Raw genomic sequence first — 25,286 nt, forward strand, 5'->3', positions numbered from 1 at the left:
TCTATGTGATATGATAAAGTAAGCGAGGTGTATCACGATGACCATCAATTATCCAAACGGAAAAAAATTCATTCCAAATACAATTCTGCCAACGGATGAAAAAAAGAAAAAGAAGAAAAAAGATTTTTCTTTCAGCAATCGGGGTAAAACATTAGAGGACGAGCTGAATGAAACAAATGATTATTACCTTCAGCTCGGCCATGCCGTTATCCACAAGAAACCGGTTCCCGTTCAGATTGTGCGAGTTGAATACCCTTCCAGAAGTGCCGCAGTGATCAAGGAAGCCTATTTCCGTTCCCCGTCGACGACAGATTATAATGGCGTTTGGAACGGAAAATACGTTGATTTCGAGGCGAAGGAGACAGAAAATAAAACATCGTTTCCGCTGAAGAATATTCACGAGCACCAGATTCACCACATGACTCAAGTCCGAAAACACAATGGACTCGCATTCCTCATCATCCGTTTCTCTTCGCTGGACCGCTATTTTATCATTCCATTTGAAGCATTTGAAATTTTTTGGGAACGGATGATGGAAGGCGGCAGGAAATCAGTGACCTTGTCTGAAATTGAGGAAACCGGTATCGAACTAAAACCCGGTGCATTTCCACGCATCGACTATTTGCCCCAATTGAATAAGTTTCAGTAGAACGCACCAACGAAAGTGAGGAACATCTTGTGAGCGAAAAACAAATGTCGCGCGAACAGCGCAGAAAAGCAATGGAACAGCAAAAGAAAAAAGGCAAGAACAAGAAAACATCCGCAGGCGGCTGGATTAAACGAGTTATCATGACCATTCTTATTATTGGCGTCATCGGTTTAGTATTCGGCATCGGGCTCTTCACCTATTATGCCAGCAGTGCCCCGGAATTGGATGAGGAACTTTTGCGCGATCCGATCAGCCCGACATTCCTGGCTGCTGACGGGGAAACAGAAATCCCCTATATGACCACTGAAGATCGTGAATACGTCAATTATGAAGATATTCCGAAATTGATGGAAAATGCGATTCTCGCAACAGAAGATAACCGTTTCTACGATCACCCCGGAATTGATGTAATCCGTCTGGGCGGCGCAGTCATTGCCAACGTCACCGGTGGATTCGGTTCCCAGGGAGCGAGTACGATTACCCAGCAGGTTATCAAAAACTCCTTCCTGAAAAACGATAAAACTTTGGAACGAAAAGCGCAGGAAGCCTATCTTGCCTACCAACTGGAGCAGGAGTATTCAAAAGAAGAAATTTTTGAAATGTACTTCAATAAAATCTTAATGTCCGGCAACATATATGGTTTTGGGACTGCTTCTGAAAATTTCTACGGCAAGCCAGTGTCAGAGCTTGAACTGCACGAAGCCGCATTGCTGGCAGGAATGCCGCAAAGCCCGAATGGCTATAACCCGTTTAATAACCCTGATCGGGCTCAGGATAGACGCAATGTTGTACTAAGCTTGATGGAACAGCATGGCAAGATTACGACTGAAGAAAAAGAAGCAGCGCAGGCAGTGCCGATTGCAGATTCTTTATTGCCTGAAGAACAGCGCCCTACCCCACCAAGCGGCGAGTACACTGCATTTATGGAATTGGTGGAAAAAGAAATAGCAGCTTTGGATGAAGACTTTTCTCTTGATGAAGGTTTGACGATTCATACGACTCTCGAGCCCAATGTCCAAAAAGCTGTAAACGAAACGATGGCTTCCGATCTTTTCTTCAATGACGAAGTGCAGTCAGGGCTTACCGTCGTTGATACAAAAACCGGAGCAATCCGGGCTATCGGAGCAGCGCGTGAATACAGCGGCGATGTGCGCCACAATTACGCCACGTCACGCGACCGTCAAATTGGATCAACCATAAAGCCACTGCTGGATTACGGTCCGGCAATTGAATATCTGGATTGGTCAACCGGCAAAACACTTGTCGATGAGCCTTACTCTTATGAGGAAGATGACAAGGAAGTCAATAATTTTGACGGCAACTTCCTCGGTGAAATGACAATGCGTGAAGCTTTATACCGCTCACGAAACATTCCAGCAGTCAAAACGCTGAATGAAGTCGGAACGGAAAATGCAAAAGAATTCACCCAGAAACTTGGATTGGATTTTGGCGATATCTACGAGTCCGCTGCACTCGGCTCACCGGGAAAAGACATCAACACGGTTGAATTGGCCGGAGCTTTCGCGGCGTTCGGCAATGATGGCATTTTCACGAAACCGCATACTGTAACGAAAATTGTTTTCCGTGATGGTTCAACAGAACAAATTGTAGCACCTGAATCAGTGCCAGCAATGAAAGACAGCACCGCATTCATGGTTACAGACATGCTGCGTGACTCATTGGACGCTAATATTGCCGGTGCATCCGGTAAAGCAGCTGCTGTCAGCGGTGTCGATATCGCCGGCAAAACCGGCACAACGAATTACACAGCTGAAGAATTTGAAAGATATGGTCATGACAGCAGTTCTGCCCCAGATATCTGGTTTGCAGGCTACTCACCTGAATACTCGATTTCCGTATGGAGCGGGTACTCTTCCAAGGAAGGCGCAATGGATACCGCTTCTGACGAACGTTTATTGTCGCAGCATCTTTTCAAAGATGTGATGTCAAAAATTTCTTCACCGGATGCCGGCAGATTCCAGCAACCTGAATCCGTTGTAGAAGCTACCATTGAAGTTGGCACAGAACCCCTTCAATTGGCAAGTGACTACACGCCTTCTGATCAGAAAAGCACAGAATTATTCGTACGCGGCACAGTTCCTTCAGAAGTATCAGAGGAATTTGTGCAGGAAGATTTGGATGCGCCAACTGGTTTGAGCGCATCGGTAGACGGCTCAACTGTTGAGCTTGAATGGAATTACGGGGATATAGAAGATGTGGAATTCGAAGTGGCTGTCGAAGTGGACGGCGATCGTTCAGTCTTAACTACCACCGAAGATAAATCCTATTCATTCGATGATCTCGAAGAAGGCCGCGCCTATACATTCAGTGTCATAGCCGTTAAAGACGACCAACGAAGCGATCCCGCTTCCACAATCGTCGAAGTCCGCCCTCCTGAAGAGCCGGAGGAAGAAGAAGAGGAAGAAGAGGAAGAGCCACCTGAAGAGGAAGCTCCTCCAGAAGAAGAGGAAGATGAAGCCCCAGCCGAAGATGACAATAACGGTGAGGGCAATGGTAACAACAATGGCAATGGTAACAACAACGGTAATGGAGAAGAAGCTCCACCGGAAGAAGATGAAGATGGCGAAACTCCGCCAGAAGACGGCAGTGATGAGGAAGAGTCCGATGGCGAAGCCAACGGAGCTTCTGTGTCACCAGCTGACGAAGGTGGAAACGATGACAACAATGAAGAAGATGAAGAAGATGACAATCAATAATTTTCTTCACTGACATCCCGCTATCAAAAATCCCCTTAAGCGAAATCGCTTAAGGGGGTTTTTTATGCTATTCAAGTTTATGCAACATTGCCCGTTTTGAGGCCAGTTTTTTATCCATTTCCTTGAAAAGTTCAGCCAACTGCCGAAAAGCGGCGTAGTTTGATCGATTCGCTTCGATAAATTCCAGCCGCTCGGCATGATTCAGCGGCACGACACTATCGTCTTCAGTGCTGCACTGAGCCAGCAAAGCCTTATATAAATAGAAGCCTTTATTCATCGATGCTTCTGCACTTTGTTGTCTGCTGCTGAAAATCTCACGGATTTCCTTTTCCAGCATATTCCATTCTTCGTAATATGGTTGGATCTTATCCTTTTCAATTAACTTCTGTAACGTGTTCACGCTTTATCAGCCCTTTTTTCTCGCGTTTCTTCCCTTCCCTGCATCTGTCGAATAAGGGACAGACGTGGCAGCCGGGATTTTGCGACTTGCAATGATAGCGTCCAAAGAAAATGATCTGATGATGCGTTTTCGACCAATCTTCTGCCGGAGTCTTTTTCATAATCGTTTCTTCCACTTGCAAGGGGCTGTCTTTCCAGCGGTTCAATCCCAAACGCTTCGCAACCCGCTCGACATGGGTATCAACTGCTAACGCAGGTATTCCATAAGCCACTGAAACCACCACATTCGCTGTCTTTCGGCCAACGCCGGGCAATGTGGTGAGTAAATCACGATCTGCAGGTACTTCACTGTTGAAATTCGAAATCAATATATGACTGAGCGCCTGGATGTTCTTGGCTTTATTGCGGAACAAACCGATTGATCGGATATCGGTCTGCAACTCTTCGAGCGACACGGCAATATAATCTTCCGGAGTTTGGTATTTCTTGAAAAGATCTGCCGTCACTTTGTTGACGAGTTTGTCTGTGCATTGCGCCGACAGCAAAGTGGCGATCAATAAATCAAACGGATTGCGGTGAACAAGCTCGCAATGCGCATCCGGAAACATGTGATCCATTTCCTCAAGGCACAATTTCCATTCTTTTTTTGACATCATTCAAATCACCCACTAATTCCGGTCTTCCAGCCAATTATAAAATTTCACTTTTTTCGCGGTATTGTCCGCCACCGGCTGAATCTGGATATTTTTTTCTCTGAAAGTTGCTGCGTGTTTCGTGACTTCTGAAGAAGTTTTGATATTCTTTTTCTTCCATTCAAAAAGAATGCGGTCGACATAACGCAGGCTCATCTTTTGGGAAATGACGGCTTCTTTCAATGCCATTTTGATGACTTCCGGCGTATGTCCATCCTGGTCCATCCACATGGAAATCGTTTCGATTTCCATCGGGGAAAGAAAGCGGCCAAATTCCTGTTCGAATAATTGGAAGACATGGCCTTCCATTTCCTTCTGGGAATGGACTTTTTCTTCCTCTTCTTCTTCATTCTGCTGAACACAATTGATCAACCGATCCCATAAGGGCTGCAGTGAAATACTTTCTGATGCAATTTCCTCTACAGTTTCCTGTTTGATGGCAATAAATCCCTGTTGCATTAATTTTTGCAGCATCGTCGTTACGCTTTTTTGTGAGCACATCATGCGTGCTCCGATTTCATCGGGAGTCGGGAAATGGTTCCCAGCCTGTTGAAAAGCATGAACATGCATCAAGAGCATAGCCTCTTCGTCCGAAATCTTCAATTCCTTGTAAAATTGAAAAAAAAGCTGGGAAATGGCAACATTCCCCTGCTCGATCCATAACTGAAGTCGATCTGGCTGTTTCATATCCCAACCACCTTTCTATTCGATATTTCAAATTTGATATTTTATAACCGATATTCCGCAAAACAGCTTCGCTTGCCTGGGGGCTCGCGCTGAGCTAACTCGGTCTCGTTTCACTTCGCCCGAGTGGATCTCAGCACTTCGCTTGGCCCCCTGGGCGTCTTCGCTGTTTTGCTCCATATCTTAGAGACTCACTTCACCTTAGATAATCACCCAGCGATGGCGCACCTTTGCGACGAGCATGCGCAGGAGCATAATCTTTGCCCTTGTCCAAAGCGCCTAAGTGTTCAAAAAAATTTCATTCTTTACTTCAGTATTTATGAAATAGTTTACGGATACAAACGGTTCAATAGACGTGGGAACGGGATGGATTCGCGGACATGTTCTGCACCTGAAATCCATGCTACTGTGCGTTCCAGGCCTAGGCCGAAACCAGAATGAGGCACTGCGCCGTATTTGCTCAGGTCCAGGTACCATTCGTAAGCTGACTGATCGAGATTGTGCTGGTTGATGCGCTGTTTCATCAGCTCATAATCATAGATTCGCTCAGAGCCACCGATGATTTCACCATAACCTTCAGGTGCGATCAAGTCGGCACACAAGACAACGTCATCGCGTTCCGGATGCGGCTGCATATAGAATGGCTTAATGCCGATCGGATAGTTGATGATGAATACCGGCATATCGTAATGTTCTGCGATGGCCGTTTCATGCGGAGCACCGAAATCTTCGCCCCATTCGATGTCGTTAAAGCCGTTGTCGTTCAACCATTTGATGGCTTCATCGTATGTGATGCGCGGGAACGGTGCTTTAATTTTTTCAAGCTTGGATGTATCCCGCTCCAAGCGATCCAATTCCAATTGGCAGTTTTTCAAAACGGATTGAACAATGTGCGATACGAATTGTTCCTGCACTTCCAGGCTTTCATCGTGTTCAACAAAAGCCATTTCCGGTTCGATCATCCAGAACTCAATCAGATGGCGGCGCGTTTTTGATTTTTCAGCGCGGAAAGTCGGTCCGAAAGAGAACACTTTTCCTAGAGCCATTGCGGCTGCTTCCATATAAAGTTGGCCGGATTGAGACAGGAAAGCATCTTCTTCAAAATATTTTGTTGCGAAAAGTTCCGAAGTGCCTTCCGGTGCAGAACCGGTCAAGATTGGCGGATCCACTTTAACAAAGCCGTTTTCATTGAAGAATTCATAAGTGGAACGGATGATTTCGTTGCGGATTTTCATGATGGCGTGCTGTTTGCGCGAACGCAGCCATAGGTGGCGATTGTCCATCAGGAATTCCGTTCCGTGTTCTTTTGGTGTAATCGGGAAATCTTTTGCTTCGTGGATCACTTCTATGCCCGTGACCTGCAATTCGTATCCGAATGCAGAACGCTCATCTTCTTTTACTTCTCCCGTTACATAGAGCGAAGTTTCCTGTGTCAAAGCTTTGGCTGCAGCGAAAATCTCATCGCCAACTTCTGCTTTGACGACAACTCCCTGTACAAATCCTGAACCATCGCGCAATTGCAGAAATGCGATTTTCCCGCTGGAGCGTTTATTGGCGATCCAAGCGCCCAGTTTAACCGTTTGTCCTGTATATTTAGCCATTTCGGCAATTGTAATTTTTTTCATACTAGCCTCCAAGATATTGTTTTCAAATTATTCCTGCCATCTCGCTGAAACGAATTTACCGATCCGCTCCACCGCTTCGTTCAAAGCTTCCAGCGATGTCGCATAAGAAAGGCGAATCGTTGAAGGTGCTCCAAAGCCTGAACCCGGAATCACTGCCACATTGGCTTCCGTCAGCAACGCTTCCACAAATTCATCCACTGAGGAGAATCCTGTTTTTTCAGCCGCTTCCGACACATCCGGCAATAGGTAAAATGCCCCTTGCGGTCGAATGACCTGGAAACCGGGAATGGCTTCAAGTTTCGGGAAAATTGTTTCCAGCCTGCCTTCAAACGCTTTCCGCATTTCTTCGACAGCGTCCTGTGGTCCATTATACGCTTCGATTGCCGCATATTGGGAAGTGGTTGTCGGATTCGAAGTGGAATGGCTTGCGAGGTTTGTCATCGCTCCGATCAATTCGGCATCTCCTGCCGCATAACCAATGCGCCAGCCCGTCATTGAATGGGATTTCGAAACGCCATTGATGATAATGGTTCGTTTTTTTGCATCTTCTGACAGTGTTGCAATAGAAACGTGTTTCGCTGCTCCGTAAATTAATTTTTCGTAAATTTCATCGGAAACAATCAGAATATCCCTTTCACGGCAAACTTCTGCAAGTTCCTGTAATTCCTCTTTTGAATAAATCATGCCGGTCGGATTGCTCGGTGTATTGATCATGACCGCTCTCGTGCGGTCAGTGATCGCTTCCCGCAATTGCTGAGCTGAGATTTTATAATTTTGGCTCGCTGTCGCCTCTATGTATACCGGCACTCCTTCGGCCAATTTCACCTGCTCCGGATAACTCACCCAATAAGGAATCGGAATGATGACTTCATCGCCTTTATCGAGCAGCACCTGAAATAAGGTATACAGCACATGTTTTGCCCCGACGCCGACCATGACCTCTTTTGGTGCATACGTTAAATTCTGGTCGCGCTGCAATTTTTCAATAATCGCTTCCTTCAAAGCCGGAAGGCCGCCCGCTGGCGTATATTTCGTCTTGCCCTCCATCATTGACTTATAAGCCGCCTGCAGAATGTTGTCGGGGGTATTATAATCCGGCTCCCCCGCGCCAAGGCCGATGAGGTCGACTCCCTGCGCTTTCAATTCATTGGCTTTCGCTGTTATCGCCAGAGTGGTTGAAGGCGTCAATGTTTGGACACGATGTGCTAATTTAATCAAAAGTCTTCAGTCCCTTCACAAATTTAAGATCCTTTTCCAGATGGTTCCATCTGCTGCAGAAATATACACATAATTTATTTTGTCATTTTTTGTAAGAAAAACAACTTCCCAAACTGCCGTTTCATTCTCCATGCCCAGCTTTGTATGGAGAACTTCTTTGACCTCCATATCATCCAAAGCAATGCCACGGGCTTCCTGGGCAGTTATTTTGCCTGTCAGTTCGGTTTCAGACATTTCCTGTCCGTTTATCGGTACGAACACGGCCTTTAATTTGCCTTCGCCATCCGTTCCGATGACCGTGACGGATTTCTGATCATTGGAATAAACATATGACCTATTGACTTCAGTAAGCAAATTTTCACCTGTCACCTGTGCAATTGCGTTCTTTTCCACATCCGAAAAAGGTTTATTGCCGAGAATCAGGATTAAGATCGTCAGCACAATTGCCAGGAATGATAAAAATCCTCCTATAAATATGATCCATTGTTTCATTTCATCACCTGAACTTATGTTTTATAAATCGTGAAGACCGCTTTCTCCGGATCTTCTTTATCGAGCGCAAGGCCGAACATCAAATTATCATGTTTCAATGTGCGGTTTAAAGCATCAACAACTTTATATAAATCCGGCTGATACGCGACGTTGACTGTGGATAGTACTTCAATTTTTGATTCCATCCGAACGACCTTCCTTTCATTTTTCACTGCTTATTATACCAATGTTCAATATCCGTTACCATCTTTTCCAAAGACACTTTTGACACCCCGACTTCCGGCAGGGCATCCAGGAATTCCTGGCCATAGGATTTCGTTTCAATCCGGCGGTCCAGCACGATGAAAAGCCCCTGGTCGTTTTTCGAACGAATAAGCCTGCCGAAGCCCTGCCGAAGCCTCAGCACCGCTTCAGGCAATGCGTAATGCAAAAACGGATTGATGCCTTCTTTTGAAATCAGTTCCGACTTCGCTTTGAACACCGGTTCATCGGGTGATGTAAACGGCAGCCTGACGACTACCACTGCTCGCAGCGCGTCTCCCGGCACATCTACACCTTCCCAAAAACTGTTGGTGCCAAACAGCACGGACCGTTGAAAACGCTGAAATGATTTGAGCAGGCGCATGCGGCTGCCCGAAGAAATTCCTTGCGCAAACAGCATATAATCATCGAGCAGCTGCGTATCCTGTATCAAATCGACCGTTTTCCGCAGCATGTCCTGTGAAGTGAACAGCACAAAACAGCGTCCTTCAGTTACCAGAACGGTTCGGATGACGGCATCCGCAACGGCTTCGATATAATCAGTTTGCGACACCTGCTGAATATCCGGCATGTCTTCAATGACGAAAACTCTTGCCCCTTGATAGAAATCTTTCGGCGGTTCGTATTTCGTAATGGCAACGGACGGCGGCACACCTAATTGGCTGACAATAAAGCGTTCATTTGACGGCACCGTCATTGTGCCCGACAGCCAGATGATCGCTTTTTTTCCACGAATTGGCGCGGTCACCTGTTCGATGATGGAAGTCACATCAAATGGGCGTTTATACAAAGCCAGGCTGTTTGGCAGGCTGCGCAGGTCGCCTTCGATCCAACTCACTTCATCAGTAATCGGAAAAACAAAAATCCCACTGAATTCGACGGCTTTCACCATCAATTCCTCTGTCCAATATCGCCAGTCCGCTATTACCAACCGGTCTTCGATGGATTTTTCAGCTATGTTTTCAGCCCGCTGCAAAACGGTTTGTGACAAATCAATCCACTCATTCAATAATCGCAGCAATTTTGAAAAATCATTGTTGTGGAACTGTATTTCACTTAGCAGGATGGCATTTTTCTTATGCCGGCGGTTCTTGAATTTCTCCGTAAATTCCGTGGACAGCATCAGGCAAATCCGGTCAAAGTATTTCGTAATGCTTTTGAACAGCGCATTCAGTTTAACTAATTCTGTCAGGGTAGCGAAACCTGACTTTTCAGCTGCCGCTCTCAGCTTGGAGTACAATTGCCGTTCTTCGTTCGTGCCAATCTGCCCGAATATATATTTCCACTGGGTGTAAACAAACGTTTTTTCATATTGGGAAACGGCCGCTTGCACCGCCTGATGCGCTTCATCCCAGATGATCGCATCGACGTTTTCCAATAACGAATTGGATGACTGTGGCTGATTCAGCAGAAACGCGTGGTTGGTGACAATGATATTGGCATTTTTTGCCTGCTCCAGCGCGTACTCATAAAAATCGTAGATCTTCTCTTCACGGCTCGGTCTTCTGGTGTGTGAACGCCGGATTTTGTCCAATAATAATTGTCCGCCGCTCGAGACATTCAATTCATTCAAATCACCCGTCGTCGTCCGGGTCAGCCAAATGAGAATTTGCATGATCGTAAATGTTTCATCATAGGACTCGTCTTCGCCGTATAAGAGTTCGGAAAAGCGGGTCAGGTCGAGATAATGGCTTAATCCCTTGATCAAGGATATTCGGACCTTCTCGCCGATGAACTCTTCCACAAATTTTGTTTCATTCCATGTCAATTGGTCCTGCAGATGCGTCGTATAGGTGCTGACGAGCACTTGCTTGCCGGTTGCCAAAGCATGATTGGCAGCTGGCAGCAGATAGCCGATCGTTTTCCCCATACCAGTGGAGGCTTCGATGACCATTTCATCCGCATTGCCCAGCGCATTCTGGATTGCCGTCATCATTTCGAACTGACTGTCGCGGCGTTCAAAATTCGGAAAAACGGCTTCGAGTCTGTCATGCCAATCCGTTTTCGGCGTGAATTCCGAGCGTTTGCCAGCGTCCACAGGTTTTCTTGTTTTCAACGGCACGCCTCTAAACTGATCAAGACCGCTCATATGTGAACCTCTTTTTTGGGCCGTTGCTTCATATAATAAGCGCGAAAGGTCTGATTTCAGCAAAAACGATCGCTTATGCAATAAAGCCAGTGTTTCGTATGGCAGATTTTGCAGATCCGCTTTTGAACGCAGAAAAAGCTCCGCAGTGGCGTATGCATCATCGTCTGCACGATGGGCATTGCCAAGCGGTATCCCAAGATCTGCAGTAATATCCTGCAATTTATAGCTGATGGCGGTCGGGTAAAGCAGGCGGGACAATTCCACAGTATCCATCGTCAGCCCCTGCCATTGCGGCTGGCCGCTGCGCTGCAGTTCTTTCTGTAAAAATGGAAGATCGAAATTTGTATTATGAGCAACGAAAATCGCATCCTGCAATTTTTCAGAAATTACCTCTGCATAAAACTCGAACGGTTCTGCATGTGCCACATCGTCATCGGAAATCCCTGTCAGATCCTGGATAAACATGGGGATTTTACGTCCCGGGTTAACAAATTCCATATATGTATCAATAATTTTGCCATTTTCAATCGTCACGATTGCCAATTGGATAATCCGATCACCTTTTGCAGGGGCATGGCCTGTCGTCTCAATATCGACGACAACGTATTTATCTTTGTTCATGACACTCCCTCTTCCTCAGGTGATTCCCTATGGAAAAATTGTAACATATCCAGCCACGTTGCGCTTTTTTGTTCTGATCCATTCAAGCCGAAATTTGAAAGTTATGAGATGAATTAAGAAATTTGTTATTTTATATCGGAACCCTTCTGAAGAGCTCTCTAGAGATATGGAGCAAAGCAGCGAAGACGCGCCTTGGAGAGTGGTAAAAAACCGTGCTCCTGTCTCTGCATCGCTTCGCTAGCTTCGAGACATGAAAGTGCGTTGCATCGCTGCGCTGCTTCGTCGCAAAGACTTAGCCTCGCAAGCGTAGGCTAATGTCTTCGAAGCTGTTTTGCGGAATATCGGTGGGCTGGATTATTAATCTATTTATAATTATCATCAAAAGAAAAAGCCTTCTATACAGAAGGCAGGATTTCTACATGATAGTGGCTTCGGGCTCGTAGCTGATGATTTCACGGATCCCATTGGCTTCATCCATGATCGCAACGGTCGGTTTATGGTCACGTGCATTGTCATCCATGATGTAAGCGTAGGACAGGATGATGACGATATCCCCTTTTTGGACGAGCCGGGCTGCCGCTCCATTGACGCAGATGACCCCGCTGCCACGTTTGCCGGAAATAATATACGTTTCAAAACGCGCACCGTTATTATTGTTGACGATATGGACTTTTTCGTTCGGCAGCATGCCGACTGCGTCGAGCAGATCCTGGTCGATGGTGATGCTGCCGACATAATTCAGATCGGCTTCGGTTACAGTCGCGCGGTGGATTTTTGAGTTGAGCATCATTCGAAGCATTGTCAGTTCCCCTTTATGGTGAATAATAGATTGTCGATCAGCCGTGCTTTTTCAAACTGGACGGCAAGAGCCAAAATCACTTCGCCTATCGCGTTTTCCGTGAGATCCGGATACGACAGCAATTGAATATAGTCGATTTTCCCGGAACAATTTTCAGTCAGGTAATCCCTCATCGCCGGAATCGGATCGATTCCCTCAGCCGCCATCTCTTTGCCGAAGTCCAATGCTTTTTTCAGATGCGGCGCTTCGGCACGCTCCTGTTCACTCAGGTAGACATTGCGTGAACTTTTCGCCAGGCCATCCCTTTCCCTGACCGTATCGACGCGCCTGATTTCCAGCGGAAAATTAAAATCTTCCACCCACGATTGGATAATGGCCAATTGCTGCGCATCTTTTTGCCCGAAATAGGCACGGTCCGCTCCAGACAAATGGAAAAGTTTCGTGACGACTTTCAATACCCCATCAAAATGGCCGGGACGCGATTTTCCGCATAATTGGTCCGCCATTCTGCCGACTGAAATGGAGATGGATGATTTCCGTGGATAGATTTCTTCAACAGAAGGAGCGAAAATAACATCAGTTCCGGCTTCTTTCGCCATCGCTTTGTCCCGCTCCATATCTCGTGGATAGCGTTCGAAATCTTCGTTCGGGCCAAATTGGGCAGGATTGACAAAGATGCTCATCAGCACGGCATCATTTTCCGCTTTAGCCTTTTCCACGAGTTTCATGTGGCCTTCATGCAAAAAGCCCATCGTTGGCACCAGGCCGATGCTGTCACCTGCCGCTCTTCTTTCTTTTACCCATTGCTGTAATTCTTTAATTGTTTCAATCGTACGCAATACTTCTCTCTCCTTCCCGGAAGAAAGCCGCATATAAAAAGTCCTTCCACCAAAAATGGGCAGAAGGACAGAAAATGGTAGACTCTTTTTCTTCCGTCCCTGTCATGCAATAGATCAAGGCAGACTCATCGTTATTAAATTTAAAATTCGGTAATAGCGGTGCAGTTCCATCAGAGATACTGCCCGTTAAAAATACTATAGCAGAAGTTGCAGAACAAAAACAATTATCAATTCTTCATCTCGATGTCTGCCGAATAAATGCCGTGGAGCTTGCCGTCGGGTGTGCGGATCTGCAGGACGCCTTCATCTGTAATGCTCTCCGCGATGCCTTCGAGCGTCTCTTTGGCCAGACGCGCACGGACTGGCTTGCCGATGGTTGTGGAATAACTTTCCCACAGCAGCTTGATGGCCGCAAAACCTTCTTTGATGTAAATGGCGGTATATTGCTCGAGATGGTATAAAATGGATCGGACGAGTTCCTGGCGATTGATATCCTCGCCTTTTTCCAATTTTAATGACGTGGCGATGTCTTTTACTTCATCGCTGAAATCTTCCGTTTGCTGATTGGCATTCAAGCCGATCCCGATGATCAGCGCCTGAATGCCGTCAGCATCCGATTGCAGCTCTGTCAGAATGCCCGTGCATTTTTTTCCATTCAATAAAATATCGTTCGGCCATTTGATATCGGGATTGAGGCCGGTCACTTCCTGGATGGCGCGGACGACAGCCACTGCGGCAATCAACGTAAACTGGGGGGCACGCTGAATCGGCACATCCGGCCGCAGGATGATGCTCATCCAGATGCCTTTGCCATGTGCTGAATCCCATTTCCGGGCCATTCTTCCACGTCCGGCAGTCTGTTCTTCAGACAGCACCACTGTCCCGTCAGGAACTTCCTGCTGAGCTAACTGATGCGCTATGATCTGGGTTGATTCACAGCTGCTGAGATATTCCAATGTTTTCCCGTAGCGTTCTGTTTTCAGCAATGGCTGAATTGCCGCGGCTTCAAGGGAATCCGGTACACCGGTCAGCGCATAGCCCTTTTTCTTAACCGATGATATTTCATAGCCTTTTTCCTGGAGGTCTTTGATGTGCTTCCAGACTGCTGTTCTGGAAATGCCGAATTCGTCAGCCAGCTGTTGCCCCGAAACCGGTTCACCAGCAGCTTCCATTAATCGTCCGGCTAATTTATTTGTAACGATTATATTCATCCAAGAACCATCCCTTTATCTTCTCTTTGTCATTTTCCAATTCGCTGAAAACAATTTTTCTTTCGATTTCCTCCAGTAGCTCTTTCAGCCACGGTCCCGGTTTCTTCTCCATCCATTCCATCAGGTCGTGGCCATTGACCGCAAGCTCTGATTTTGAACGGACAGGCAAATTCTCTTTCATTCGGATCCAGCCGGAATTTCTACCGGTCAGGGCTGCAGCCAGCTCCAATTGCTTTGACGAATAACTGTAACAAGTCCACGAATCCCAATGTTCCTGAGAAGCGGCGGACAAAGCCCGTTTGACGGTGTTCTTTTCTTCATTTGAAAATTTATAGGCTGTCAGTGCAGATGTATCTTTTGCATTGTGCCAAAAAGCGTAGAGCCAGCCGCTCAACGGGTCGGCTGTCGGAAGGAAGCCGCTCCAATCCGTTTTGAAAAGTTGCCCCGCCGGTAGCTGATCAGCCAGTCCGGAATCGATCAAATAATCAATGCTTCTGGCAGCGTTTGTATTGGCCATGATTTTATCCAATTCCACTTTGATGCGTTCAACGGCAATGGATCGGATCAATGCGGCATTGTTCCGGATCGATGCCAAAGTTTCTTCATCAATGGAGAAATCCAATTGACCGGAAAATCTTACAGCCCGGAGCATGCGAAGGGCATCTTCCTGAAACCGTTCATCCGGCTTCCCGACCGCGCGAATTGTTCCTTCGCCAATGTCCTTGCGCCCGCCGAACAAATCGACAATTTCAAGGTCTTCCGTCATCGCCATTGCATTGATCGTAAAGTCGCGCCGTTTCAAATCTTCATCCAGCGATTTCACGAAATCGACTTTATCAGGCCGCCTATTGTCGGAATAGCCGCTTTCCGTCCTGAAAGTAGTGACTTCTATCCCGCTTCCGCCGGTTAACACAAGCACTGTTCCATGCTGTATGCCGGTATCCACTGTGCGATCAAAAATGGCTTTCACCTCTTCAGGTTCTGCAGAAGTTGCCACATCAAAATCCACTGGCGTTTTGCCGAGCAAAAAATCGCGGACGGCTCCTCCAACAAAATACGCTTCATAGCCGGCAGCTTTCAGCTTTCTGATGACTTCAACCGCCGTTTTCATGATTTTCCCCTTTTTGCAGCAGGCGTTCATAAAGGTCTTCGTATTCTTTGAGAATTCTGCTGGAATGGAATTTCGATGTGACGGTATCGATGGCCCCCGCTCTCAAATGGGCGGCCAGCGTTTTATCCGTCAAAATTTCAACACCGTATTTTGACGCCTGTTCCGTATCCCCCAGTTCAACCAGATAACCGTTTTGCCCCGGTTCAATAACTTCAGGAATGCCGCCAACATTCGTTCCGATACCCGGCACACCACAAGCCATGGCTTCGAGCATGACGAGGCCGAATGCCTCTTTTTCCGACAGCAATAATTTCAAATCACTAATATTATACAGTTCGGATAAATTATCCCTTTTCCCAAGAAATAAAACATCTTCTTCCATTTCCAGATCTCTTACCTGTTGCTGGATGCCGCTTATTTCCGGTCCATCTCCCACCAGCAGCAATTTGCTGTTGACCGAGTTCCGGATGCGTGAAAAGGTATCGACGACATCCCCCACCCTTTTGACTTTGCGGAAGTTGGATACGTGGATAACCACTTTTTCATCTGGATTGATTCCGAGTTCCTCTTTCAGGGACCCGGTGTCTTTCACATGATAATCGCGTTCATCCACAAAATTATAGACGGTTTCGATTTGTTGTTTCGGCTCGATCATTTCATAAGTTTGATCGCGCAATGAATCCGACACCGCTGTCACAATATCCGATTTTTCAATGCCATAACGGATGGCTTCCTTTAATGAAGAATCGGTGCCTAAAACCGTAATATCCGTGCCATGCAAGGTCGTCACAATGCCGATATCCGAACCTGCCATATGTCTCCCCAAAATCGCGCAAACGGCATGGGGAATGGCATAATGCACGTGCAACAGGTCCAACTTTTCATTTTTGATCACTTCTGCTATTTTGGTCGCAAGTGCGATATCATAGGGGGCATATTGGAATACCGAGTAGGAATTGACGTCCACTTGATGGCTGAATATGTTCGAATACATCCGGTTGAGACGAAAAGGCGTACTGGATGTAATAAAATGAACTTCGTGCCCTTTTTCAGCAAGCAGTTTTCCAAGCTCCGTAGCCACAACACCAGAACCGCCTACAGTCGGATAGCAGGTGATGCCTATTTTCATTTTCCGCATTTCTGACACTCCTATCCTCTGCGCTCCCTGATGAGGCGCCAATCAACAAAACCTTCTTTTAATCCCTTTAGCAGCACTTCGGCTGTGCCCATATTTGTCGCGAGCGGGATATTATAAACATCACACAGACGAATCAATGCCGTAACATCCGGTTCATGTGGCTGAGCGGTCAGGGGATCACGGAAAAAAATGATCATATCCATCTCATCCTGTGCAATCATGGCACCGATCTGCTGATCGCCTCCGAGCGGGCCTGAGCGGAATTTATGTACTTGAAGACCCGTTTCATCGATAATCCGCTGCCCCGTCGTACCGGTTGCGTATAGTGAATTTTCCGTTAAGATCGGCTGATAGGCGATGACAAATTGAATCAGGTCGTCTTTTTTTCGGTCATGCGCTATTAAAGCGATTTTCATGCCATCTTCCCCTTTAGTCAATAATATTTTCCAATCCGTAGACAAGCGCTTCGAGCTCCATCACTTTTTCGACGGAAAATTCCACACCTGACATGAATGAACCTCGGTTAAACGAGTCGTGCCTGATGGTCAGAAGCTGCCCTTCTCCACCCATCAACACCTGCTGATGCGCCACAAGTCCAGGCAATCTTACGCTGTGGATACGCATGCCATCGTAATCGGCACCTCTTGCTCCGGGCAACGTCTCTTTTTCTTTCGGATGGCCCTGGCCGTGCACATCCCGGTGAGCAGAAATCATATGGGCTGTTTTCATGGCGGTTCCTGACGGTGCATCGAGTTTTTGATCGTGGTGCATTTCAATAATTTCGATATCCGGCAGATACTTGGCCGCCTGTTCGGCAAATTTCATCATCAGAATCGCACCGATGGCAAAATTGGGGGCGATGATGCAGCCAATTTTGTTTGTACGGGCATAGTCTGCCAATTCTTTCAGCTCTTCATCGGAAAAACCCGTTGTGCCGACTACCGGGCGGATGCCAAGTTCCAGCGCCTGCTTGGTGTGCTGGTATACCGATTCAGGTGAAGTCAGGTCCACCAGCACATCCGGCTTCGTTTTTTTAAAGAGAACTGCCATGTCTGTGAAAACCGGGGTTGAAAAGGATGACGGAAACAGGCTGGTATCTGCAAGTGTTTTCCCCACTTCTTTATAATCCAGCACTGCCACTAATTCCATTTCAGGGTTTTTCATAATTGTATGTACCGCTTCCTGGCCCATTTTTCCACGCGCACCAGCTATTGCTACTCGAATTGTCATTTATTGTCATCCTTTCTGGTCCAACGATTTTTATCACGTGTATTGAATTTTTGCATCACACCATCATGCGCCTCTGTTAAGTCTATGTCGAGCGAATTCGCCATGGTGATCAGCACGAACAGCAAATCTCCCAGTTCCTCGGCAATACTGGCGTCTGCTTCAGTCAACTTTTTCTTTTTCGGACCATAGACATGGCTAACTTCCCGTGCCAATTCCCCCAGTTCTTCTGTCAGCCTGGCAATCATTTCAAGCGGCGTAAAATAGCCTTCTTTGAATTGGGATATATAGTCATCCACTTCCTGCTGCAATTGTTTGACCGTTTTTTCTTGTGCCATATTTTCACACTCCTGTTTTAATCGTAAAGAAAAGGGGTGGTGTTGTCAAAATCCTGAAGATAACCCATAATACAAGAGTTGAGCATACAGAACGGAGTTGATACTAATTGAAAAATCTTCAATTTAAAAACATTTTTTTCATTTTGTTGGGGTCGGCCATCTATAGTTTCGGTTTTGTCCATTTCAATATCCAAAATGAGCTGGGTGAAGGCGGATTTGCAGGAATTACGTTGATCTTTTATTTTCTATTCAATTGGGATCCTGCACTGATGAATCTGTTATTGAACCTGCCACTGTTCTTTGTAGGCTGGAAACTGCTCGGAAAAAACCTGTTTCTGTACACAATTATTGGAACCGTTGCCGTATCTGTTTTTCTGAAGATCTTTTTGATTTATGAAATTCAAATTGACCTGCAGAATGATCTTTTTCTCGCATCATTGTTTGCGGGTATTTTTATCGGAGCCGGACTTGGCATCATTTTTCGTTACGGAGGAACCACCGGCGGCGTCGATATCATCGCTCGCCTTGTCCAGAAATACGTCGGCTGGAGTATGGGCAAGACCATGTTCCTGTTTGATGCAGCGGTCATACTGTTGTCTTGGCTCGCTTTCCTCAATAACCGTTCGATGATGTATACGCTTGTCGCTGTTTTTGTCGGCGCTCGTGTCATCGATTTCATGCAGGAAGGTGCATACTCTGGGCGCGGTGCATTAATCATTTCGAATTCTCAGGAGGAAATAGCCAGCCGCATTGCTGATGAAATGGATCGCGGCATAACCATTCTTCGCGGCTATGGCCATTATTCAAGAGAAGAACGCGAAGTGCTCTATTGTGTGGTCGCACGAAATGAAATCGTCCGGCTGAAAAATATTATCGACTCAGTGGATCCTCATGCATTTGTTTCATTGATCGAAGTGCATGATGTCATGGGGGAAGGTTTTACATTGGATGACAAGAAAATGCCATTGCATTGACGCTTCTACTTTTCCTTTTCATCTAAAGTGGCACTAATCGATACTCCGCAAAACAGCTTCGCTTGCCTGGGGGCTCGCGCTGAGCTAACTCGGTCTCGTTTCACTTCGCCCAAGTGGATCTCAGCACTTCGCTTGGTCCCCATGGCGTCTTCGCTGTTTTGCTCCATATCTTGGAGACTTCCTTCATCAAAGGTCCGACTCAGGAATAAGCGAATGCCGTCGAAGCAATAAAGCGTTATCTGAGCTATTTCTTTCATATATCTTATAAATTAGGAGCAAAAAACCGTCCCGATAAAAATCGGGACGGTTTTGATATTTTATGAACGATTCATGCCTGTATAGATCAGCAAGAGGCGTGCAAGCTCGATTACAGCAACTGCAGTTGCAGCTACATAAGTCATCGCGGCCGCATTCAATACTTTTTTCGCGTGAGGCTCTTCCTCGTTGCGAATGATATTGGCTGACAGCAATTGATCCATCGCACGGTTCGAGGCATTAAACTCGACCGGCAGGGTGATAAGCTGGAACAGAACACCGATTGCAAGAAGGACAATACCAATCAGCAAAGCCCCGCTCATTTGTGCAAATAAACCGATCATGATGAAAACCCAAGACATATTGGAAGATATATTCACCACTGGCACGAGTCGGTGACGGAAGCGAAGGAACGAATAATCTTCCGCATCCTGAATCGCATGGCCCACTTCGTGAGCCGCTACAGCTGTACCTGCCACTGAAGCTTCGTGGTAATTATGGCTTGAAAGCGCAACAGTTTTTTTCAACGGGTTATAATGATCGCTCAATTTCCCCCGGCTTTCGATAACTTTAATATCGTACAGGCCGTTTTGATCAAGAATCATTCTGGCCACTTGCGCTCCCGTATGACCGGAAGTTGAGCGTAATTTTGAATATTTGCCGTACGTTCTTTTTAATTTGAATTGTGCCCATAAAGGCAGTAACAATAGGACGGCGAAATAGATAAGGTAAGAACCTAATCCCATATAGCAATGACACCCTTTCTTTGTTATCTTATATTTCTATTTTACCTGTATTGGTCAGTCTTGGTCAACTGAAACGAAGCGCCCTTGTTCAACCAGGCAACATACAAGGCAAAAGCGATGCATGCAATTGAAAGCCAGAAAGTAAAATAGCCGATTTGGTTGCTGTACTGCGCTAGACTGCTGTAAATAGGCATCTGACCGAAGACATAATCGATGACGTCGTTATGCAAAGTCCATACTGCAGCGAGTGCAACTGCGAACCAGCCGAACCGATAATGTTCCATATAAAGAATGGCCTGCAATGCCATGGCGAAATGGGAAGCCACAAGCATCCAGCCCACCCAGCCGATGTCACCTGTCTGCCACAGAGTGAGAAGATTCATCACGACTGCCCACAAACCATATTTGATTAATGTGATGAAAGCCAGTGCCTCGATCAGGCTATTGCGTTTACCGATCAGCCACAATCCGAGCACGATTGTAAAAAAAAGGCTGGCTGTCGGACTGTCCGGAACGAACAAGAGAAATTTCGGTTCTGTAATGGCCAATTGCCAGCCGTACCATATGTATCCGTAAATGGTTCCCGCAAGATTCACCAAAAACAGCAGCACAAGAAATGGCTTGAACATCAGCCAGGCAGAAAGTTGATTTATGTAGGAAAGCATTTTGTTTCTCCCTTCCAAGATAGCAAAAAAGAGCCGGTTTCCCGGCTCTTTTTTAGTATGTTATTCTGCTTCCAATCCTGCAATGAATTCGGACAAGACCTGAAGATCTTCATCCGAACCTTCGTCCCAAGAAGGCGGCATAAGTTGATTGCCGTCTACTTCAATACCATTTACAGCGATGTCAGCAATCTCTTCAGGAGACAAGCCGGTTCCCACTAAAGAAGGTCCCACAGCCCCTTCGAGGTTATTGCCATGACAACTGATACATGAGGATGCGGAATAAATTTCATATCCTGGATCAGATGTATCAATTTCAACTTCTTCTGTAATCTGGCCTTGAATTTCAGCAGCTTCCCAGTCATGGTTAGCTACTGATTCCCAAGTGAAGAAAATGATAGAAGCAATTCCCAGAAGCATGAATCCGGTTGGAAGTGGTCGTTTTGACGGACGTCTTTCCGGACCTGGATCCAGGAATGGAGCCAACATCAATGCGCCGAAAGCGAGTCCCGGAATGATGATGGCACCCACAACGTTAAATGGACCTGAAGCAAATTCGTATTTAAGTAATTGATATAAGAATAAGAAATACCAGTCTGGCAATGGAATATAAGCTGTGTCAGTCGGATCCGCCTGGCCTTCTAGAGGCGACGGATGAGCGACAGTCAAAAGCAGATAACCGATCAAGAAGACAGCACCTATCATCCATTCTTTCAAAAGGAAGTTAGGCCAGAAGGCTTCTGTCTTACCAGGGTATTCGGAATAATCCTTCGGGATATTCGGCTTACGATGCTCCAGACCTGGAACGCGCGAATCCCCTACAAATTTCATCCCTTTTCCGCGATGCATAGTGTCCCCTCCTTTAAAAATCCATTAAGCCGCATTGCTTACAATGGGCCTGAAATGCCCTGTCTCCGGATCATGATAAAATGCGCGCCGAGCAACCCAAGCAAAGCGGCGGGCAAGAAGAATACATGAATAGCGAAGAACCGGGTCAAGGTTTGTGCACCAAGAATCGTTGAATCCCCGGCAAGCAAGGTTTTAATCATACCGCCGATTACTGGAACAGATGCAGCGATTTCAATACCAACCTTTGTCGCAAATAATGCTTTCATATCCCATGGAAGTAAATAGCCTGTGAAACTCAATCCAAGGATAACTCCAAAAAGCAAAACACCGACAACCCAGTTTAATTCACGCGGTTTCTTGTAAGAACCAGTGAAGAATACGCGAAGCGTATGAAGGAAAATCATTACAACTACAAGAGAAGCTCCCCAGTGATGCATACCGCGCACAATCTCTCCGAATGCTACTTCATTCTGGAGATAATAAACCGACTGCCAGGCATTCTCGATATCTGGTACGTAGTACATTGTTAAGAACATACCGGATAAGATCTGAATTACCGTAATGAAGAACGTTAATCCCCCAAAACAATATACGAATGCTGAAAAGTGGTGTGCGGGGTTTACGTGTTCCGGTACTTCATGATCTGCGATATCACGCCAGATTGGCGTAATGTCCAGACGCTCATCAACCCAATCATATAACTTGTTTAGCACTGGTATCGTACCCCCTAACTATTAAACTAAAGTGTTTTCTCTTATTGCTCCGATAGCTACATAGCCATCTTGTTCCTCGACTGCGTATTCATCGAGTGGCCCAAGCGGTGGTGTACCTGCGATATTTTGTCCGTTTTTCTCATAACGGCCTGCGTGGCACGGGCAGTAAAATTGTGTTGGCTGTTCCGGATCGCCGGCCCAGTTGACTACACATCCCAAATGTTTGCAGACAGGCGATAGCGCGATTAATTTATCGCCTTCTTTGTAAACCCAAGCTGAATTAGTTACTTCAGATACATACCATGCATCCGTTTGCTCATATACAAAGTCGACACGCAATGGTTCTGCGGTGATATCTTCTACTCGCTGGTCTGTTAATACGAAGTCGCCTGCGCCCTTCTGCTGAAGAACCGGGTCAACCGCAAAACGCACCATCGGCATTAGCATACCTGCTGCCATGAATCCGCCGACACCTGTTAAAGTGTAGCCCAAAAATTGACGTCGTGATACACGATTGTTACTCATCCTTTTCCCCCCTCTAACATTCAAGGTCAGTCCAATGGACATACTCATTCAAATATAATTACTAGGACAACCTAATGATATATCAATCGAAACATCAGGTCAATATTGCGTTGAAGCTAAATGCCAGTTTGTGAACATTTCATGAAGCTTATGACCATTCTTTCAGAAATAGCGGAAGCACTTGGCGCAACTGATCTTCCATGACCGATTGTTTGAAACTGCGATCCATATCTTCTGTGGGTATCGCGGGCAGCCAAATGACATTTTTAAGCTCTTCTACTGATCGCCATTCCGCATCCGTCGTTATATAGAAAACGTGTTTGAAATCGGTTTTGGCCATTTCCGTCGAAATTTCTGTTGAGAGCCTCGTTCTGTCTGCATTATTGGAATAGGATACAGGCGGAAACAGCATGATACGGCCTTTGAATTGCTTTTCAAGCAACGCCGTCAAGGATTGGAGATATTCAGATGCGCCGGCGCTTTTTTTCAGGCCGGATGCACTCAGATTGAGTTCCAGAAGCGGCACAACCCCAGTATCCACGTATTCGAGCTGATTAATATATTGCTCTATGTCTTTGCCGATAAAATGCATGAGATCTACTCACCTTCCAATTTTTTTATCACCTTTATATTATGCAGCAGCGATGAAAGTTCAAAAAACCTTTCTTTATCATTCGCATCGAGTGCTTCATCAATCTGTTTGAGAATCGTTTTTTCCTGGAAAGACGACACACTGTCTGCCAAAAAATCTTCAGCGAGTTTCCTGTCTTCCGCATTGATGGTTTCATCCAATGGAATGTAAGGATTTTCTTCCAGAACGGACAGATAGAGCGGCGTGGGTGGCCGGTTCGGAAAGTTCAATTGCAAATAGAGGTCCTGTTCCGGATTCAGCCGCAGGTCATGGAACGATTTTTCCGCATCTGCTGTCATCAGATTGCCTTTGTAGAAACGGAAGGGCAGTTCTTTTGATTCAGTTGAGGACATGACCATCGCTCGCGGGCAATAATGTGCTTCTTCCACAAAATGGATCTTCTCCAACAGTTCTTCATTGCTGAGCATATAGTTCAAAATCCAGATGCATTCACGACGTTTCATCTTATATGATTGAAGAAACCAGCGGACAAATTGCTTTTTATCTCCAACCGACACGGAAGCGGTCATAGTATATCCTCCTTTCACTCAAAAGATTGCTGCAGATCCAGCCATTCCTGGTTTTCGGGTTCCAAAATCTGCAACTCTTTTATTATTTCAAGAGCGCGCTCTCTTTTACCTTCTTCAATCAGGAAGCGCGCATATTTTCCGAGAAATTCCGGATCATCACGGAATGCCGGGTATGCCAGTTCGAAATAGGCAGAAGCTTTTTCGAATTGCTCGGAGCGCTCATAGGCTTCGGCAATCATTGGATACAAGCCGGCCCAATCATCACCGCTTGCGACCACGGCTTCCGATAATTCCAGCACGTCCTCATCCATTTCCTGGGAATGGAAATAAGAGATAAGTGCATAAATTGCTTCCATATATTCCGGATCGAGGGCGACTGCCTGCCGGAGGTTTTCGACACCTTCATCCGTTTGACCTAATTTCATCGCAAGCTTACCGGCAAAAAGGTATAATTCTTTATCAAATTCGTCTCTCTTTATTCCTTCTTTAATGGCTTCATATGCCCCTTTGTAATTTTCAGCCATATTGAGGCTTTGAGCTTTCAATAAATAGGCTGAGAAATAATCAGGGTCAAGCGCGATCAATTCATCGAGTCGTGCCACCGCACGTTCGTATTCACGCGTCTGGAACGAAGCAACCGCGGCACCGAACAGCACATCCGGCCGCACCTGCTCTTCCAGAGCCTCTTCGTAATAAGGCAATGCTTCTTCGTACGCTGCACCCGCGCTGTACACTTCCGCCAACCGCTCGGAAATGCTGACGCCTTCTATTTTGACTCCTGCATCTTTCAAATCCTGATAAATTTTCGCGGACTCCAAATACCTGCCGGAGTCCAGCAGCAATTCGGCTTTCGCCTGCATCAGCAGCGGTTCATCCGGCAACAGCCCGATGGCTTCATCCAAGCGGTTTTCTGCAGCCTCCAATAAGCCCTGAAGCTGGAACAGATCCGCCAATGTCACGAGTGCCTGTGGATATAATTCATCGTGCTTTGGAATTTCCATCAGAAGATTCAACGCTTCATCTTCCCGGTCCGCTTCGATCAGCAGGTTCGCCCGGTCAATTTTCAATTGATTTTCCTCGGGGAACAAGTATTCGAGATGCTCCAAAATCTTTATCGCTTCTTCGACAAAACCGATTTCTCCAAGCCATTCCGACAAGCCAAATTGCTCATCGGGTTCGCCGCTTAGCATATAGGTATCGAGCAAGGCATTCACCTTGCCCATATCTCCCTGTTCTACCGCTTTTTGAATATCTTCTACAGTTGCCATCCAATCACCTATTCCTTCAGTTT

Annotated in this window: 27 protein-coding genes; 3 read left to right on the forward strand and 24 right to left on the reverse strand. The window is 46.2% G+C overall.

What is annotated here, in order from left to right; genetic code table 11:
* Positions 1-37 precede the first annotated feature (37 nt).
* Positions 38-649: a Holliday junction resolvase RecU gene (gene recU / locus DHX103_RS00830; RefSeq protein WP_422123389.1), complete on the forward strand. Its 612-nt coding sequence runs from the start codon at positions 38-40 to the stop codon at positions 647-649.
* A 29-nt stretch (positions 650-678) separates the two neighbouring features.
* The gene (locus DHX103_RS00835; protein WP_422123390.1) at positions 679-3,366 is read left to right on the forward strand and encodes a PBP1A family penicillin-binding protein; all 2,688 of its coding nucleotides are present in this window, start codon (positions 679-681) and stop codon (positions 3,364-3,366) included.
* Positions 3,367-3,433: 67 nt separating this feature from the next.
* Here DHX103_RS00835 and DHX103_RS00840 read toward each other — a convergent pair whose 3' ends face one another.
* The 16 genes from DHX103_RS00840 to DHX103_RS00915 form a co-directional block, all read right to left on the reverse strand.
* A complete protein-coding gene (locus DHX103_RS00840; RefSeq protein WP_422123391.1) occupies positions 3,434-3,766 on the reverse strand; it encodes a YpoC family protein in 333 nt (110 codons plus the stop codon).
* Entirely contained in the window at positions 3,741-4,421 is a 681-nt protein-coding gene (nth, locus tag DHX103_RS00845) for an endonuclease III (RefSeq protein ID WP_422123392.1), read from the reverse strand. Before nth ends, DHX103_RS00840 begins: the two co-directional genes overlap by 26 nt.
* A gap of 12 nt (positions 4,422-4,433) precedes the next feature.
* Positions 4,434-5,144: a DnaD domain-containing protein gene (locus DHX103_RS00850; protein ID WP_422123393.1), complete on the reverse strand. Its 711-nt coding sequence runs from the start codon at positions 5,142-5,144 to the stop codon at positions 4,434-4,436.
* 326 nt (positions 5,145-5,470) lie between these two features.
* Positions 5,471-6,766 (reverse strand): asparagine--tRNA ligase, encoded by a 1,296-nt coding sequence (gene asnS, locus DHX103_RS00855; RefSeq protein ID WP_422123394.1) that lies wholly within the window; start codon positions 6,764-6,766, stop codon positions 5,471-5,473.
* A gap of 27 nt (positions 6,767-6,793) precedes the next feature.
* A complete protein-coding gene (locus DHX103_RS00860) occupies positions 6,794-7,984 on the reverse strand; it encodes a pyridoxal phosphate-dependent aminotransferase (RefSeq protein WP_422123395.1) in 1,191 nt (396 codons plus the stop codon).
* A gap of 15 nt (positions 7,985-7,999) precedes the next feature.
* Positions 8,000-8,476, reverse strand: a complete 477-nt coding sequence (locus tag DHX103_RS00865; protein ID WP_422123396.1) for a DUF5590 domain-containing protein — start codon at positions 8,474-8,476, stop codon at positions 8,000-8,002.
* A 14-nt stretch (positions 8,477-8,490) separates the two neighbouring features.
* A complete protein-coding gene (locus tag DHX103_RS00870; RefSeq protein WP_084245560.1) occupies positions 8,491-8,661 on the reverse strand; it encodes a YpmA family protein in 171 nt (56 codons plus the stop codon).
* A 23-nt stretch (positions 8,662-8,684) separates the two neighbouring features.
* Entirely contained in the window at positions 8,685-11,447 is a 2,763-nt protein-coding gene (dinG, locus tag DHX103_RS00875; protein WP_422123397.1) for an ATP-dependent DNA helicase DinG, read from the reverse strand.
* A gap of 415 nt (positions 11,448-11,862) precedes the next feature.
* Entirely contained in the window at positions 11,863-12,246 is a 384-nt protein-coding gene (gene panD / locus DHX103_RS00880) for an aspartate 1-decarboxylase (protein ID WP_422123398.1), read from the reverse strand.
* A 2-nt stretch (positions 12,247-12,248) separates the two neighbouring features.
* Complete coding sequence (gene panC / locus DHX103_RS00885; protein WP_422123399.1) at positions 12,249-13,085, reverse strand: pantoate--beta-alanine ligase; 837 nt, start codon at positions 13,083-13,085, stop codon at positions 12,249-12,251.
* 227 nt (positions 13,086-13,312) lie between these two features.
* Positions 13,313-14,296, reverse strand: coding sequence for a biotin--[acetyl-CoA-carboxylase] ligase (locus DHX103_RS00890; RefSeq protein WP_422123400.1), 984 nt, complete (start codon positions 14,294-14,296; stop codon positions 13,313-13,315).
* Positions 14,274-15,407: a CCA tRNA nucleotidyltransferase gene (locus DHX103_RS00895; protein ID WP_422123401.1), complete on the reverse strand. Its 1,134-nt coding sequence runs from the start codon at positions 15,405-15,407 to the stop codon at positions 14,274-14,276. Before DHX103_RS00895 ends, DHX103_RS00890 begins: the two co-directional genes overlap by 23 nt.
* Complete coding sequence (gene bshA, locus DHX103_RS00900; protein WP_422123402.1) at positions 15,391-16,545, reverse strand: N-acetyl-alpha-D-glucosaminyl L-malate synthase BshA; 1,155 nt, start codon at positions 16,543-16,545, stop codon at positions 15,391-15,393. The genes DHX103_RS00895 and bshA overlap by 17 nt, the downstream gene beginning before the upstream one ends.
* Positions 16,546-16,556: 11 nt before the next feature.
* Positions 16,557-16,961 carry a methylglyoxal synthase gene (gene mgsA / locus DHX103_RS00905; protein WP_422123403.1) on the reverse strand — a complete coding sequence of 135 codons (405 nt, stop codon included), beginning with the start codon at positions 16,959-16,961 and terminating at the stop codon, positions 16,557-16,559.
* Between the two features lie 13 nt (positions 16,962-16,974).
* Positions 16,975-17,775 carry a 4-hydroxy-tetrahydrodipicolinate reductase gene (gene dapB / locus DHX103_RS00910; protein ID WP_422123404.1) on the reverse strand — a complete coding sequence of 267 codons (801 nt, stop codon included), beginning with the start codon at positions 17,773-17,775 and terminating at the stop codon, positions 16,975-16,977.
* The gene (locus DHX103_RS00915) at positions 17,772-18,110 is read right to left on the reverse strand and encodes a nucleotide pyrophosphohydrolase (RefSeq protein WP_422123405.1); all 339 of its coding nucleotides are present in this window, start codon (positions 18,108-18,110) and stop codon (positions 17,772-17,774) included. Before DHX103_RS00915 ends, dapB begins: the two co-directional genes overlap by 4 nt.
* A 107-nt stretch (positions 18,111-18,217) precedes the next feature.
* On the opposite strand from DHX103_RS00915, the gene DHX103_RS00920 reads away from it, so the two are divergent.
* Entirely contained in the window at positions 18,218-19,084 is an 867-nt protein-coding gene (locus tag DHX103_RS00920) for a YitT family protein (protein WP_422123406.1), read from the forward strand.
* 317 nt (positions 19,085-19,401) lie between these two features.
* Here the strand turns inward: DHX103_RS00920 and DHX103_RS00925 are convergent, their stop codons facing one another.
* The 8 genes from DHX103_RS00925 to DHX103_RS00960 form a co-directional block, all read right to left on the reverse strand.
* A complete protein-coding gene (locus tag DHX103_RS00925) occupies positions 19,402-20,085 on the reverse strand; it encodes a zinc metallopeptidase (protein ID WP_422123407.1) in 684 nt (227 codons plus the stop codon).
* Between the two features lie 41 nt (positions 20,086-20,126).
* A complete protein-coding gene (locus tag DHX103_RS00930; RefSeq protein WP_422123408.1) occupies positions 20,127-20,750 on the reverse strand; it encodes a DUF1405 domain-containing protein in 624 nt (207 codons plus the stop codon).
* 60 nt (positions 20,751-20,810) lie between these two features.
* Positions 20,811-21,596, reverse strand: coding sequence for a c-type cytochrome (locus tag DHX103_RS00935; RefSeq protein ID WP_422123409.1), 786 nt, complete (start codon positions 21,594-21,596; stop codon positions 20,811-20,813).
* Between the two features lie 38 nt (positions 21,597-21,634).
* Positions 21,635-22,309 (reverse strand): menaquinol-cytochrome c reductase cytochrome b subunit, encoded by a 675-nt coding sequence (gene qcrB, locus DHX103_RS00940; RefSeq protein ID WP_422123410.1) that lies wholly within the window; start codon positions 22,307-22,309, stop codon positions 21,635-21,637.
* A gap of 21 nt (positions 22,310-22,330) precedes the next feature.
* Positions 22,331-22,834, reverse strand: a complete 504-nt coding sequence (locus tag DHX103_RS00945) for a ubiquinol-cytochrome c reductase iron-sulfur subunit (protein WP_422123411.1) — start codon at positions 22,832-22,834, stop codon at positions 22,331-22,333.
* Between the two features lie 148 nt (positions 22,835-22,982).
* Entirely contained in the window at positions 22,983-23,426 is a 444-nt protein-coding gene (locus tag DHX103_RS00950) for a DUF2487 family protein (protein WP_422123412.1), read from the reverse strand.
* 5 nt (positions 23,427-23,431) lie between these two features.
* A complete protein-coding gene (locus tag DHX103_RS00955) occupies positions 23,432-23,995 on the reverse strand; it encodes a ReoY family proteolytic degradation factor (RefSeq protein ID WP_422123413.1) in 564 nt (187 codons plus the stop codon).
* Between the two features lie 14 nt (positions 23,996-24,009).
* The gene (locus DHX103_RS00960; protein WP_422124696.1) at positions 24,010-25,263 is read right to left on the reverse strand and encodes a tetratricopeptide repeat protein; all 1,254 of its coding nucleotides are present in this window, start codon (positions 25,261-25,263) and stop codon (positions 24,010-24,012) included.
* Positions 25,264-25,286: the final 23 nt, after the last annotated feature.

This window comes from Planococcus daihaiensis (assembly GCF_049262615.1).
In the GTDB taxonomy this organism is placed as follows: Bacteria; Bacillota; Bacilli; order Bacillales_A; family Planococcaceae; genus Planococcus.

Bases quoted from the DNA above. Each gene is read 5' to 3' on its own strand.
- DHX103_RS00955 (WP_422123413.1), bottom strand. From the start codon at position 23,995: ATGACCGCTTCCGTGTCGGTTGGAGATAAAAAGCAATTTGTCCGCTGG.
- DHX103_RS00895 (WP_422123401.1), bottom strand. From the start codon at position 15,407: ATGAAAACGGCGGTTGAAGTCATCAGAAAGCTGAAAGCTGCCGGCTAT.
- dinG (WP_422123397.1), bottom strand. From the start codon at position 11,447: ATGAACAAAGATAAATACGTTGTCGTCGATATTGAGACGACAGGCCAT.
- mgsA (WP_422123403.1), bottom strand. From the start codon at position 16,961: ATGAAAATCGCTTTAATAGCGCATGACCGAAAAAAAGACGACCTGATT.
- DHX103_RS00960 (WP_422124696.1), bottom strand. From the start codon at position 25,263: ATGGCAACTGTAGAAGATATTCAAAAAGCGGTAGAACAGGGAGATATG.
- dapB (WP_422123404.1), bottom strand. From the start codon at position 17,775: ATGACAATTCGAGTAGCAATAGCTGGTGCGCGTGGAAAAATGGGCCAG.
- DHX103_RS00870 (WP_084245560.1), bottom strand. From the start codon at position 8,661: ATGGAATCAAAAATTGAAGTACTATCCACAGTCAACGTCGCGTATCAG.
- nth (WP_422123392.1), bottom strand. From the start codon at position 4,421: ATGATGTCAAAAAAAGAATGGAAATTGTGCCTTGAGGAAATGGATCAC.
- DHX103_RS00945 (WP_422123411.1), bottom strand. From the start codon at position 22,834: ATGAGTAACAATCGTGTATCACGACGTCAATTTTTGGGCTACACTTTA.
- DHX103_RS00890 (WP_422123400.1), bottom strand. From the start codon at position 14,296: ATGAATATAATCGTTACAAATAAATTAGCCGGACGATTAATGGAAGCT.
- panD (WP_422123398.1), bottom strand. From the start codon at position 12,246: ATGCTTCGAATGATGCTCAACTCAAAAATCCACCGCGCGACTGTAACC.
- DHX103_RS00930 (WP_422123408.1), bottom strand. From the start codon at position 20,750: ATGCTTTCCTACATAAATCAACTTTCTGCCTGGCTGATGTTCAAGCCA.
- DHX103_RS00865 (WP_422123396.1), bottom strand. From the start codon at position 8,476: ATGAAACAATGGATCATATTTATAGGAGGATTTTTATCATTCCTGGCA.
- asnS (WP_422123394.1), bottom strand. From the start codon at position 6,766: ATGAAAAAAATTACAATTGCCGAAATGGCTAAATATACAGGACAAACG.
- DHX103_RS00925 (WP_422123407.1), bottom strand. From the start codon at position 20,085: ATGGGATTAGGTTCTTACCTTATCTATTTCGCCGTCCTATTGTTACTG.
- DHX103_RS00915 (WP_422123405.1), bottom strand. From the start codon at position 18,110: ATGGCACAAGAAAAAACGGTCAAACAATTGCAGCAGGAAGTGGATGAC.
- bshA (WP_422123402.1), bottom strand. From the start codon at position 16,545: ATGCGGAAAATGAAAATAGGCATCACCTGCTATCCGACTGTAGGCGGT.
- DHX103_RS00950 (WP_422123412.1), bottom strand. From the start codon at position 23,426: ATGCATTTTATCGGCAAAGACATAGAGCAATATATTAATCAGCTCGAA.
- DHX103_RS00935 (WP_422123409.1), bottom strand. From the start codon at position 21,596: ATGCATCGCGGAAAAGGGATGAAATTTGTAGGGGATTCGCGCGTTCCA.
- DHX103_RS00850 (WP_422123393.1), bottom strand. From the start codon at position 5,144: ATGAAACAGCCAGATCGACTTCAGTTATGGATCGAGCAGGGGAATGTT.
- recU (WP_422123389.1), top strand. From the start codon at position 38: ATGACCATCAATTATCCAAACGGAAAAAAATTCATTCCAAATACAATT.